This is a genomic window from Streptomyces sp. NPDC088124, assembly GCF_040685895.1.
GTDB lineage: Bacteria > Actinomycetota > Actinomycetes > Streptomycetales > Streptomycetaceae > Streptomyces.
The window spans coordinates 1-12,662 of record NZ_JBFBJB010000032.1; the positions used below are offsets into that span (position 1 = coordinate 1).

At 72.5% G+C, this 12,662-nt stretch carries 9 protein-coding genes and 1 pseudogene; 8 read left to right on the forward strand and 2 right to left on the reverse strand.

All coding sequences use genetic code 11. The features are described from left to right. Positions 1–109: 109 nt before the first annotated feature. Complete coding sequence (locus AB0P17_RS25230; protein ID WP_365814185.1) at positions 110–1,105, reverse strand: EamA family transporter; 996 nt, start codon at positions 1,103–1,105, stop codon at positions 110–112. Further along, complete coding sequence (locus AB0P17_RS25235) at positions 1,102–1,710, reverse strand: TetR/AcrR family transcriptional regulator (RefSeq protein WP_365814186.1); 609 nt, start codon at positions 1,708–1,710, stop codon at positions 1,102–1,104. The genes AB0P17_RS25230 and AB0P17_RS25235 overlap by 4 nt, the downstream gene beginning before the upstream one ends. A gap of 124 nt (positions 1,711–1,834) precedes the next feature. Here AB0P17_RS25235 and AB0P17_RS25240 point away from each other — a divergent pair, with 124 nt between their 5' ends. The 8 genes and pseudogenes from AB0P17_RS25240 to AB0P17_RS25275 all read left to right on the forward strand — a co-directional run bounded on the left by AB0P17_RS25240 (position 1,835) and on the right by AB0P17_RS25275 (position 12,546). Then, positions 1,835–1,957 carry a hypothetical protein gene (locus tag AB0P17_RS25240; protein WP_365814187.1) on the forward strand — a complete coding sequence of 41 codons (123 nt, stop codon included), beginning with the start codon at positions 1,835–1,837 and terminating at the stop codon, positions 1,955–1,957. A gap of 169 nt (positions 1,958–2,126) precedes the next feature. Next, a pseudogene (locus tag AB0P17_RS25245) lies at positions 2,127–3,771 on the forward strand (IS200/IS605 family accessory protein TnpB-related protein). Positions 3,772–3,863: 92 nt separating this feature from the next. Next, positions 3,864–5,153, forward strand: a complete 1,290-nt coding sequence (locus tag AB0P17_RS25250) for an ABC transporter substrate-binding protein (RefSeq protein WP_365814188.1) — start codon at positions 3,864–3,866, stop codon at positions 5,151–5,153. Positions 5,154–5,236: 83 nt separating this feature from the next. Further along, positions 5,237–6,184, forward strand: a complete 948-nt coding sequence (locus AB0P17_RS25255) for a sugar ABC transporter permease (protein ID WP_365814189.1) — start codon at positions 5,237–5,239, stop codon at positions 6,182–6,184. A gap of 28 nt (positions 6,185–6,212) precedes the next feature. Beyond that, positions 6,213–7,055: a carbohydrate ABC transporter permease gene (locus AB0P17_RS25260; RefSeq protein WP_365814190.1), complete on the forward strand. Its 843-nt coding sequence runs from the start codon at positions 6,213–6,215 to the stop codon at positions 7,053–7,055. 71 nt (positions 7,056–7,126) lie between these two features. Continuing rightward, on the forward strand, positions 7,127–8,128 hold the full coding sequence (locus AB0P17_RS25265) for a LacI family DNA-binding transcriptional regulator (protein ID WP_365814284.1): 1,002 nt from the start codon (positions 7,127–7,129) through the stop codon (positions 8,126–8,128). 78 nt (positions 8,129–8,206) lie between these two features. Beyond that, positions 8,207–10,141: a cellulase family glycosylhydrolase gene (locus AB0P17_RS25270; RefSeq protein ID WP_365814191.1), complete on the forward strand. Its 1,935-nt coding sequence runs from the start codon at positions 8,207–8,209 to the stop codon at positions 10,139–10,141. A gap of 77 nt (positions 10,142–10,218) precedes the next feature. Continuing rightward, a complete protein-coding gene (locus AB0P17_RS25275) occupies positions 10,219–12,546 on the forward strand; it encodes a glycoside hydrolase family 3 N-terminal domain-containing protein (protein WP_365814192.1) in 2,328 nt (775 codons plus the stop codon). Positions 12,547–12,662 lie beyond the last annotated feature (116 nt).

Sequence of the window (12,662 nt, forward strand, 5' to 3'; positions counted from 1 at the left end):
TACTCATGGGGGCCGGGGGCCGAGCCGGCTTGCTGTCGCGGTCGGCCCGGGTGCTGGGACTACCGGTCGGGGGGCGGGGTGGCGGATCCGCCGCCCGGGGACCGCCCGGTCAGCCCGCGGTCACCTGCTCCGGCTCGGCGGCCGGCGCCGGGGGTGACGGTGCGGAGGCGCCGGACGGTGCGGAGGCGCGCGACGGTGCGGTGAGGACGGCGAGGCAGCCGAGGACCAGGGCGATGCCGAACCACCCCAGCAGGGGCAGGCGTTCACCGACGACCAGCACGGCCAGGACGGCCGCGACAGCGGGCTCCAGGAGCGTGAGGGTGGTCGCGGTGCTCGCCGGGACATGGGCCAGACCCCAGCCGAACAGGACATAGCCGAGGAACATGGGCACCAGGGCCATGTACGCGCCGACCGCCGCGTTCGGCCAGGAGTCCACCAGCGGAGCGCCGGTGAGCGCCAGCACGGGCAGGAGCAGCAGCCCGCCGATTCCGAAGACGGCCCCCATCGCCGCGCCCGAGCCGACGCCGCGGCTGATCAGACGGTGGGCCGCCCAGGAGTACAGGGCGTAGGTGACCCCGGCCACCAGACCCAGTCCCACGCCGAGGACCGTGGAGCCCACCGGCCGGGCCCCGGGGCCGTCGTGCCCACCGGCCGCTTCCGCCAGGCACAGCAGCGCGGTTCCGGACAGCCCCAGGGCCGCACCGGTCATCCAGCGGCGGGTGAGGCGGCGTCCGTCCACCACGCGCTCGACGACGGCCGAGGCGAGCGGGGCCGATCCGATCGACACCACGGTTCCGGCGGCCACTCCGGCCAGGCGCATGCTGCTGTAGAACGCCAGAGGGTAGACGGCCACCGCAAGGGCGCCGAGCAGCACCACCCCGCTCCGCGCCCGCAGTGCGGACGCCTGCCGGGAGACGCCGCGGGCGGCGACGAGGGCCTGGAGCAGTCCGCCCACCCCCATGGCGGCGGCCCCGATCGCCAGGGGGCCCACGTCAGGGGCGAAGGTCGCGGCCGTACCCGTGGTACCCCACAGCACCGAGGCGACCAGGATGCACAGCGACCCCGCGCCCGCCGCGGCGGACCTCTCCCCGCCGGTCCGCTTCACAGACGCTCCAGCAGGTCCGACGCCATCGCCCGGGCATGCCGCACCCGCGTCCCCCCGCCTTCCAGTCCGGCCCGCGCCATCGCCCCCTCCAGCAGGAACGCCAGATGCTCCGCGATCGCACGCGCCTGCTCGGGCCGCCCCGGCAGGATCTCGCCGACATGCCCGGCGAGCAGGGACTCGACCTCCTCCTTGTGACGGCGCACCACGGACCGTCCCTCGTCCCCGGCGGGCAGCTCGGCCGCCGCGTTCAGCAGGCCGCAGCCGCGAAAGCCGTGCTCGTAGGCGAAGGCCGCGTGATCGGCGTACGCGTCGAAGACCGCCAGCACCCCGCCACGGCCGTCCCGCACCCCTTCCAGCCGCCGCCGGTACAGCTCCAGCCACTCCTCGTGGCGCGCGTCGAGGTAGGCCCGCACCAGGTCGGCCTTGGAGGAGAAGTTGTTGTACAGGCTCATCTTCGCGACGCCCGCCTCGGCGGTGATCGCGTCGATCCCCGTCGCCGTCACACCGTCCGCGTAGAAGCGCCGGGACGCTGCGGCGAGCAGCCGTTCCCGCGCGGTTCCCCGCCGTCCGCGGGGGCGCTCCGCCGCGGTGCCGGTCTCGCTCATCCGACCCTCCGTCCGTTATTAGGTAGGTCAGTCTACCCAGTACGGCACCGGGGACCGTCCGGTGCCGAGCCACCGACGCGGGCCGCCGTCCGTGCCGTCACGCTCATCGAAGAAAACCCTTCTCATGGCGATCCCGGCGGCCGGTGCCCGGCTGCGCCGCCGCAGGCGGGCACTCCACCTCACGCTGAAGGACGTGGCGGACCGGACCGGTCTCACCGAGGGGTTGCAACTGCTGCCGGATCAGTGAGTTCTGGAACGTGTGAGTGTGTGGGAGTGAGTCGGGCGGTGTGGTGGGTCCTCGTTCCGCTCGGGTGGGGGGATGTGGTGGGGCTGGTCGGGTGACTTCTGCTTCGGTGGTTCGTTGTCCTGTTCGCCAGGGGAAGTCCGGTGCCGGGGCTGTGGAGGGGGTGGGGTGGGTGGCGGTGCTTCGGGTACTGGCCGCGCCGTTCGTCGTGCCCGGTCCTGCGGGTGTCGCGGTGCGTACCCGGTTGCGGTTGTCGGGTGTCGAGGAGCGGGTGCTGGGTGAGGTGGGTGGGTGGCTGGGGTCGTTGGCGTCGGGGGATCTGGCGGTCCGATGCCGTGACGGCCTGGACCATGACGCGGAGCGCTGGGCGGTGCGCAAGCGGGCGTTGACGGCGCGGTCGTCGTCGCGGTGGGCGGGGAGCATCACCAAAGCCACGCATGACCAGTGGGCGCTGGCGCGCCGGGGCCTGGCCGCGCATGTCCGGTCTCTGGAGGCGGGGATCGCGACGGTCCGTCACCGTCTGTCGCTGCCGGTGGGTGAGAAGGGTACAAGGCGTGCGCCGGGCGGCTACCGCTCCCGGCGTGAGTGGCACGCCAAGTCCCGCCGCCTGACGGTGCTGGAGGCGCGGCACGTGCGGGCGGTGGCGGACTGGAGTGCGGGCCGGGTGCGGGTCGTGCGAGGCGGTAAGCGCCTGGCGAACACCCGCCACCACCTTCCGGAGGCACATCTGACGGAGGTGGAGTGGCGGCGTCGGTGGGTGGCGGCGCGCTTGTTCCTGTCGGCGGACGGGGAGTCGGGCAAGCGGTACGGCAACGAGACGATCCGTATCACCCCCGAAGGACAGCTCTCCCTCAGACTCCCCGCACCCCTGGCCCACCTCGCCAACGCCCCGTACGGCCGGTTCGTCCTTGAGCGGCCGGTGGTGTTCGCGTACCGGGGTGGGGAGTGGGCCGACCGGATCGCCGGGAACCGGGCCGTCGCCTACACCCTGCACCACGACACCGACCGCGACCGCTGGTACGTGACCGCCGCCTGGCAGCGCAGAGCCGCACCGCTCCTGCCCCTGGGGGCGGCGCTGGCGGCGGGCTGTGTCGGGGTGGACATGAACGACGACCACCTCGCCGCCTGGCACCTCGATGCCCACGGCAACCCCGTCGGCGAACCCCACCGCTTCCCCTACGACCTGACCGGGAATGCCGCTCACCGGGACGCGCAGATCCGCCACGCCCTCACCCGCCTCCTGCACTGGGCCCGCCAGTGCGGGGTGAAGGCGATCGCGGTCGAGGACCTCGAATTCGAACGGGAGAAGACCCGCGAGAAACACGGCCGCAGGAAACGCTTCCGCCGGCTGGTCTCCCGCTTTCCGACCGCGAGGCTCCGGGCCCGGCTGGTGTCGATGGCCGCCGAACACGACCTCACCGTTATTGCGGTCGACCCCGCCTACACCTCCCGATAGGGCGCCCAGCACTGGCAGAAACCCCTCGCCACCCCACGACGCACCACCACCCGGCACGATGCCGCGAGCATTGCGATCGGACGACGCGCCCAGGGACATCCGGTCCGGCGACGGACGGCACCGCCCCGTGCACACCAGAGCGATGCGCACGGGCATCGGACCGCCCAGGCCCCACCGGACACCCCTGGGCGTGAGGAACCCCGCCCCCGTATACCCGGACCACGGACACGATCCGCGCCGCCCGGACACGGAGCGAACGCGGGCAACCAGAACGCCCAACACCGTCCGGGGCGTTCGGCTGAGCACGAGCACGAGCCCTGGCAACAGGACTCACTCCCACTCAGTCTCCAGAAACGGTTGACCGTACACGCAACTGCCCCTACCCTTCTCGCAACCCGCTGGTACATCGATTAACCATCACTGGTTGACGTCCTCTGGTTGGAGTATCCCGCTGTGCGCTCACCCCTGAGTCGGCGTGGCTTCCTTGCCGCAGGTTCCGGTATCACCGCCGCCACCGCTCTTCCCGCCCTGTCCGGCTGCTCCTCCATCGCCGCGGCCGACTCCGATCCCGACACCCTGCTCGTCCATACCCAGTTGGGCACCACCGCGCCCGGTTCGGTCACGTACACCGCCATGGTGAAACAGTTCCGGAAGGAGAATCCGGGCCTCCGGGTCAAGAACCTCGTCAACGGCGACGACCTCGCCCAGGTGTACGAGACCTCCCGGCTGGCCCGCAAGGAACCCGACGTCGTCATGGTCAACCTGTACGACAAGACGCTGGCCTGGACCGATGTCGGGGCGACCGTCGACGTCAAGGGGTACCTCGACGACTGGGGGCTGCGGAAGCGGGTCCTCCCCGCCTCGCTGGAGGCGTGGACCGACGGGAAGGGACGGCTGCGCGGCTTCCCGTACTTCGCCACCAACTGGCCCGTCGCCTTCAACACGGCCCTCCTCGACCGGGCCGGAGTGAGCGCGATACCGACCACGGGTGACGAACTCATCGGCGCGGCACGCACGTTGCGCGCCAAGGGCATCGCCCCCGTCACCGTCGGCGGCAACGACTGGACGGGGCAGAAGCTGCTCGCCCAGATCATCCAGACCTTCCTCACCCAGGAGGAGGCCCAACAGGTCTACGCGACCGGCGACTTCGGCGGCAGGGGCGTCCGCGAGGGCATCGAGTACTTCGTCTCCCTGCGGGACGCCGGGGTCTTCGCCGACAAGGCACAGGGGCTCACCTCCGACACGATGACCACGCAGTACAACACGCAGGCCGCCGCGATGGCGTCCATGATGTCCTCGGCCCTCGCGAAGGTGCCGGCGGAGGTGGCCGCGCACACCGAGGTCGGCGGCTGGCCGCTCGCGCCCGGCGCCGCGCACGACAAGCCGACGATCATGCGCGCCTTCACCCTCATCGGCTTCTGGATCAGCCCCAACGGCACGAAGAAACTGCCCGCGGTGGAGAAGTTCGTGCGCTTCATGTACCGGCCCGACGTGGTCTCCCGCTTCATCACCGAGAGCGGCCGGGACATGGCGCTGGTGACCGACACGGTCAGCACGGACTTCCCGCTCGTGGCCGCGGCGCAGCGGCTCGGCGACCGGGTCGGCCAGGTGCTGCTGCCCGATCTGTACGTGCCCCCGACGGCCACTCAGCCGTTGATCACCGCGACCAGTACCGCCTTCACCCGGGGCACGAGCGCGGCCTCCGTACGCTCCGCCCTCGAATCCGCGTACCGCGGGGCCTGAGCGGTGGCACGGACCGGCGCAGCGGCGTCCCGTCGGTCCGAGCGACCTCCGAATCCCTCGCCCGAGCCTCCGAAAGTCAGGCCATGACGATGCTCTCGTCCGCCACCCCAGGCGGCACCACGGCCCACCACACCCCCGCCCGTCCGTCCCCCTCCCCCGCCGGCCGCGACCGCCGTCACCAGGGCGGCGTCATCCTGGCCGTTCCGGCGCTGCTCTGGTACCTGGTCTTCATGGTCGGCCCGCTGGTCGCCATCTTCGTCATCGCGGCCCTGCACTGGCCCGGCATGCTCCAGCCGGTCTCCTTCGCCGGGCTGGGCAACGTCCGTACGGTCCTCGCCGACCCGGTCTTCCGGGACGCCGTGGCCAACACGGCCGTCCAACTCGCCGTCGCGCTGCCGGTGATGATCGTGGCCGCGTACATGCTGGGCTACTACGTGACACAGCGGCCGCCGGGCCACCGCGTGCTGCGCTACCTCCTCTTCATCCCCGGTCTGATCTCGGCCCCGGCCAAGGCCATGGTGTTCTACGCGGTCCTCTCCCCGGACGGGCTGCTCAACGGGGCCCTGGCGAAGGCCGGTCTCGGCTCGCTGACCGACGCCTGGCTGGCCTCGCCCTCCACCGCGCTGCTCTGCCTGATCCTGGTGGACGTGTGGAGTGGCATCGGGTTCACGGCGGTCCTGTTCGCAGCGCGCCTGGGCAGTGTGCCGGACGAGATCGGCGAGGCCGCGCAGATCGACGGCGCCGGGCACTGGCGCACGATGTGGCGCGTCCACTTCCCCGTCATCCGCGACTACGTGGGCGTCGTGACGATGCTCCAGTTCCTGTGGACGCTGTTCGGCTCCGCCCAGAACGTCCTGCTGCTCACGCAGGGCGGCCCGGGAAGCTCGTCGACAACGTTGTCCTTCCTCGTGTACCAGAAGGCGTTCATCGCGGCGGACCTCGGCTACAGCCAGACCGTCGGTGTGATCCTTTTCCTGGTCGGGCTGGCCGGTCTGCTCGTCATCCGCCGTGTCTTCCGCCAGAACTACTGAACCGATCCGCAGATCTGGAGCCCGTGCCATGAAGCCCAGTGCCACGAAACTCGGAAAGTCCTGGCTGCCCGCGCACCTCCTCGCGTGGCTGTACGCGGTGCTGCTGGTGGTCCCCCTCTACTACCTGCTGGTCTCGGCGTTCAAGACGAACGACGAGGTCTTCGGCAGCCCCTTCGCGCTGCCCACCTCCTACTCCTTCGGCAACTTCGACGAGGCGTTCTCCTCCGCGGACCTGGGCCTGGCCGTGGTCAACTCGGCGCTCGTCACCGTGTTCGCGCTCGTTCTGACCCTGCTGCTCGCCATCCCCGCGTCCTTCGCGATCGCCCGCGCGCAGGGGCTGCTGGGGGCGCTGGTGGAACGGGTGTTCTCCCTCGGGTTCCTGGTGCCCACGTTCGCCGCGCTCTTCCCGACGTTCCTGCTCTCCGCGGCCACCGGGCTGTTCCACACGCGCTCCTTCATGGTGCTGTTCCTCCCGGCCACGGCGATGCCGCTCTCCGTCGTCATCCTCGTCCAGTTCATGCGGACCATCCCGCGCGAGATGGAGGAGGCCGCGCGGATCGACGGCGCGTCCACGTTCGCGGTGCTGCGGCACGTCTACACACCGATGTGCATGCCGGGCATCGCGACCGTGCTGCTGCTGAACTTCCTGACCTTCTGGAACGAGTACCTCTACTCGCTCGTGATCATCGGCCCGGATCCCGCGCAGCGCACGGTGCAGGTGGCACTGCCCACCCTCAAGGCCGTGACCGGCACCGACTACGGGATCCTGACCGCCGGTACGGTATTGACACTGGTGCCGGTGTGGATCGTCTACACCGTGCTCCAGAAGCGGATGCAGCAGGCTCTCGTCAGCGGGGCGGTGAAGATGTGACCCAGCATTCCCAGAGGGCACCCCGGCAGCGGGACACCCCGCTCGCCCGGGAACGCCCCACCATCAAGGCCGTGGCCGCCGCGGCCGGCGTCTCCACCGCCACGGTCTCCCAGACCGTCAACGGCACCGGCCGGATCACCGAGGCCACCCGGCGCCGGGTGCTCGACGCCGTCGCCGAGCTGGGCTGGTCACCGAGCGCGTCCGCGACCGCGCTGCGCCGGGCCAGGACCCGTACGATCGCGCTCGTCGTGCGCCGCGCCACCGATGTGCTCGGCGCCGACCCGCACTTCGGCGAGCTGATCACGGGTCTGGAGGGCGAACTGGCCCCGCGCGGCTACGGTCTGCTGCTCCACCTGGTCGCCGACATGGCGCAGGAGAGCGCGCTGTACGAACGGCTGGTCGCCGAGGGCCGGGTCGACGGAGCGGTACTGACCGACGCGCGCGCCGACGATCCGCGCCCGCCGCTGCTGCGCGGGCTCGGGCTGCCGGCCGTCCTGCTGAGCGCGCCCGACCCCGCCTCCCCGGTGGTGAACGTGGGGCTCGGACAGCAGGGCGCGGGGGTACGCGAAGCCGTCGCGCACCTGCTGGCGCTGGGCCACCGGCGGATCGCCTGTGTCACGGGGCCCGCCGAGCTGACGCACACCCGGCTGCGCCGCGCGGCCTTCGAGGACGCGCTCGCCGAGGCCGGGGTACGGCCGGTCGCGGTGCGGGAGACCGATTTCACGGAGGCGGCGGCGGTCGCCGCCACCGAGGAACTGCTGGCCCTGGCCGACCGGCCCACGGCCGTCGTGTACTCCAACGACTCGATGGCCGTCTGCGGGATCGGCACGGCCCAGCGCGCCGGGCTCCGGGTGCCGCGCGACCTGTCCGTCGTCGGGTACGACAACCTGCCGCTCGGCCGCTGGATGTACCCCCGGCTGACCACGGTGGACCAGCAGGTGCAGGCCGTCGGCGCCGCCGCGGCCCGGGCCCTGCTCGCCGAGTGCGGTGAGGACGTACCGGCGCCCGTGCTCGACGGCCGGCCACGGCTGGTCGTACGGGAGACCACCGGCCCGGCGCCGGCCGCGCCCTGACCTCCCGCCGGGACCACCCTTCCCCTTCACCTTCCCGTCTCGCCCCGGTCCACCCACCGACATCCAGAGAAAGACCCCATGCGACGCCACAGCGCCCAGCTCACCCATGACTCCGCCGTTCTGCCCTGGCTCGGCGCCAACTTCTGGTCCCGCAGCGGCGGTCCGCTGATGTGGCGGGACTACCGGCCGAAGACGGTCCGTGAGGAACTGGCCGTCCTGCGCGACCACGGCCTGACGATGACCCGGTCCTTCTTCTACTGGCCGGACTTCCATCCGGAGCCGCACCGGATCGACGAGGAACTGTGCGGCCACTTCCGTGACTTCCTCGACGCCCACACCGAGGCGGGGATGGGCACGGTCCCCACCTTCATCGTCGGCCACATGTCCGGGGAGAACTGGGACCCGGCGTGGCGCGGCGGCCGGGATCTGTACGAGGACGTCTGGCTCGTCGGCCGCCAGGCCTGGTTCGTCTCGCAGATGACCCGGCGCTTCAAGGACCATCCCGCCGTCACCGGCTGGCTGATCACCAACGAGATGCCGGGGTACGGCCGGATCTACCAGGTCGACCCGCCCTCCTCCGACGTCGTCACCGCCTGGGCGCAGTTCATGTGCGACGCGGTGCGCGCGGCGGGCGGGACGCAGCCGGTGTCGCTGGGCGACGGCGCGTGGGGCATCGAGGTGACCGGCCGGGACAACGGCTTCTCGCTGCGCGACACGGCCGAGTACGTCGACTTCGTCGGACCGCACGTGTACCGCTCGGACACGGACCGGCCGCGCCAGCACTACCGCGCCGCCTTCGAGTGCGAACTCGCCGCCGTCACCGGGCAGCCGGTGGTACTGGAGGAGTTCGGCCTGTCCACCGACACGGTCTCGGCGGCGAACGCGGGGGTCTTCTACCGGCAGACGCTGCACAACTCGCTGCTCGGCGGTGCCGCCGGCTGGATCGCCTGGAACAACACGGACTACGACGACCTGTGGGAGCGGTCGCCGTACGATCACCACCCCTTCGAGATGCATTTCGGCATCACCGATCACACCGGCCGTCCCAAGGAGCCGCTGCGTGAACTGGCCGCCTTCGCACAGGTGCTGGAGCGCGTCGACTTCGCGCGCTGCCGCCGCGGCGACGCCGACGCGGCGCTGGTGGTGCCCGCGTTCCTGGAACGCGGCTACCCCTACAGCCGGCCCGCCGACCGCCCGCTGATCTTCACCTCGCTGCACCAGGGGTACGTGGCCGCGCGCGGCGCCGATCTGCCCGTCGCCCTGGTCCGCGAGGCGGACGGGCTGCCCGGTGACGCCTCGCTCTATCTGCTGCCCGCCACCCGGCAGTTGACCACGCGCACCCGGCGGGAGCTGGAACGGCGGGCGCGGGAGGGCGCGACGGTGTACCTGTCGTTCTGCTCGGGCGAGCACCCGACGACGCGCGGCCCGTGGTTCCACGACCTGGACGGGCTCTTCGGGGTGGAGCTGCAGCTCTCGTACGGGGTGGCCGAGCCCATCGAGGACGAGGTGCTGGAGATGACGTTCACCGAGGACTTCGGCTCGGTCGCGGCGGGCGAGACGCTGCGCTTCCCGGTCGCGGGGAACGAGGACAGCCGCGCCTATCTGCCGGTCGTCCCGGCCGGGGCGCGGGTCGTCGCCACCGACGCGCACGGCCGCCCGGCGCTGCTGGTCCACGAGACGGGGCGGGGCCGTACGGTCCTGGCCACGTATCCGCTGGAGCACATGGCGGCCCGCACCGCCCGCGTCAATCCGGAGCAGACCCACCGGCTGTACGCGGCGCTCGCGCGGATCGCCGGCGCGGCGCGGCCGGTGACCGTCGACACGCCGTACGTCTCGGCGGACACGCTGGTGCGGGAGGACGGGAAGCGTTTCGTCTGGCTGGTGAGCCAGGCGGAGGAGGAGCTGACCGTGCGCCCCCGCGCGGAGGATGAACTGCGCGACCTGGACAGCGGGGAGCCGGTGCGGGACGTGGTGATCGCCCCGTACGGGGTGCGCGTCCTGGAGCTGGGCTGACCGAATCGCCTCGATCCCGCCCGTTCCGCCAGCCTCATCAGGTCAGTCCCGTCGAAGCAGTCGAGGAGATCCGTCCCATGTCCCAGCCCCGGTACCGGGATCCCGCCGCGCCCGTCGCGGACCGGGTGCGTGACCTGCTCTCCCGGATGACGCTCACCGAGAAGGTGGGCCAGGTCAACCAGCGCATGTACGGCTGGCAGGCGTACGAGCGCACCCCCGCCGGCCACCGCCTCACCGAGGCGTTCCGGGCCGAGGTCGCCGCGTACGACGGCATGGGCGCGCTCTACGGGCTCCAGCGGGCCGACCCCTGGTCGGGGGTGACGTTCGGGACGGGCATCGGCGCCGCCGAGGGCGCCCGGGTGTCCGACGCCGTGCAGCGGCATGTCGTGGAGAACACCCGGCTCGGCATCCCCGTGCTCATGGTGGAGGAGATGCCGCACGGCCATCAGGCGCTGGACGGCACGGTGCTGCCGGTGAACCTGGCGGTGGGCGCGACCTGGGACCCGGGGCTGTACGAGGAGGCGGCGGCGCTCGCGGCGGGCGAACTGCGGGCGCGCGGCGGCCATGTCGCGCTCGTCTCCGCGCTGGATCTCGTACGGGACCCGCGCTGGGGGCGCGCGGAGGAGTGCTTCGGCGAGGATCCCTATCTGGCGGCCCGGTTCACCGAGGCGCTGGTGCGCGGCGCGCAGGGTCCCGGCGACGGGCCCGGGCGCGGGCCCGTGTCGTACGGCGCGGACCGGGCGGCGGTGGTCCTCAAGCACTTCGCGGGCCAGGGCGCCACGGTGGGCGGTCGCAACAGCGCGGCCACCGAACTCGGCGCCCGTGAGCTGCACGAGATCCACCTCCCGGCCGCGCTGGCGGGGGTCAGGGCCGGGGCGGCGGGCGTGATGGCGGCGTACAACGAGTTCGACGGGGTGCCGTGCGCGGCCAACCGTGAGCTGCTGACCGGGCTGCTGCGCGAACGCTGGGGTTTCGAGGGCCTGGTGATGGCGGACGGGTGCGCGCTCGACCGGCTGACGCGGCTCGCGGGTGATCCGGTGGCGGCGGGGGCGCTCGCCCTGGCCGCCGGGACGGATCTGAGCCTGTGGGACGAGAGCTTCCCCCGGCTGGCCGAGGCCGTGCGGCGCGGTCTGGTCCGGGAGAGCGTGCTGGACGCGGCGGTCGGCCGGGTGCTCGCGCTCAAGTTCCGGCTCGGCCTGTTCGAGCGGCCGTACACCGGCGAGCGGCGGGCGCCCGCCGGGCTGCGTGAGCTGAGCGAGCGGATCGCGCGGGAGTCGGTGGTGCTGTTGCGGCACGACGGCGCCACACTGCCGCTGCCGGAGCACGTCCGCAGGATCGCCGTCATCGGCCCGAACGCCGACTCCGTACCGCAGCAGATCGGCGACTACACCGCGCCCCAGCGTCCGGGGGGCGGGGTCACCGTCCTGGACGGGATCAGGGCGGCGGCGCGTGGCGAGGTCGCGTACGCGCGTGGCTGTGAGCTCGTGGGCGGGGACCGGTCCGGCATCCCGGCGGCGGTCGCGCTGGCCGCCTCCTGCGAGGTGGCGGTCCTGGTGCTCGGCGGATCGAGCGCGCGGGAGTCCGCCACCCGCTTCGACTCCAACGGCGCGGCGGTGGTCAGCTCCGGCCTTCCGGTGGACATGACCTGCGGCGAGGGAGTGGACCTCGCCGAACTCGGGCTTCCCGAGGGTCAGTCGGCGCTGCTGAGTGCCGTGACCGCCACCGGGACGCCGGTCGTCGTCGTGCTGGTGCAGGGCCGTCCGCACGCCGTTCCGGAGGACCTCGCCGCACGGGCGGGGGCGGTGCTCAGCGCCTGGTATCCGGGTCCCTGGGGCGGGCGCGCGATCGCCGAGGTGCTCTTCGGCGCGGCCGGACCCGTGGGCCGGCTGCCGGTCTCCGTACCGCGCTCGGCGGCGCAACTGCCGGTGTTCTACAACGGGAAGGACCACGGCTACCGGGGATACGTCGACCAGCCGGCCACCGCCCGCCACCCGTTCGGGCACGGCCTGTCGTACACGACGGTCGAGTACGGCGCGCCCCGGCTCTCCCGGGACGCGGTCACCGTGTCCCCGACCGGCGCCGTCCCCTCGCTGACCTGTGTGGTGGAGGTCGCCAACACCGGGGCGCGCCCGGTGGACGAGACGGTGCAGCTGTACGTGCGCCGGGTGCTGGGCGGCTCGTCATGGCCGCGCGTGCGCGAACTGCGCGGCTTCGCACGGACGGCGCTGGCGCCGGGTGAGCGGGCCGAGGTCTCCTTCACCATCGGCGCGGAGACCCTGGCCTCGGTCACCCGCTCCCTCGAACAGGCCGTGGAACCGGGGACGTTCGAGATCGCGACGGGCCCGTCCGCCGACCGGACGACGGGGGCGGTGCTGACCGTGGGTCCCTGGCCGGAACCGTCCTGACCCGGCGGCCTGCGGTGGTGTGGAGTCACCGCACCGCAGACCATGTCCCGCCGCGGCTGCCGGGCGGTCTCCCTCTCGGTATCCCGGTCGGCCGCATGGCTTCCCCCGTCCCACGG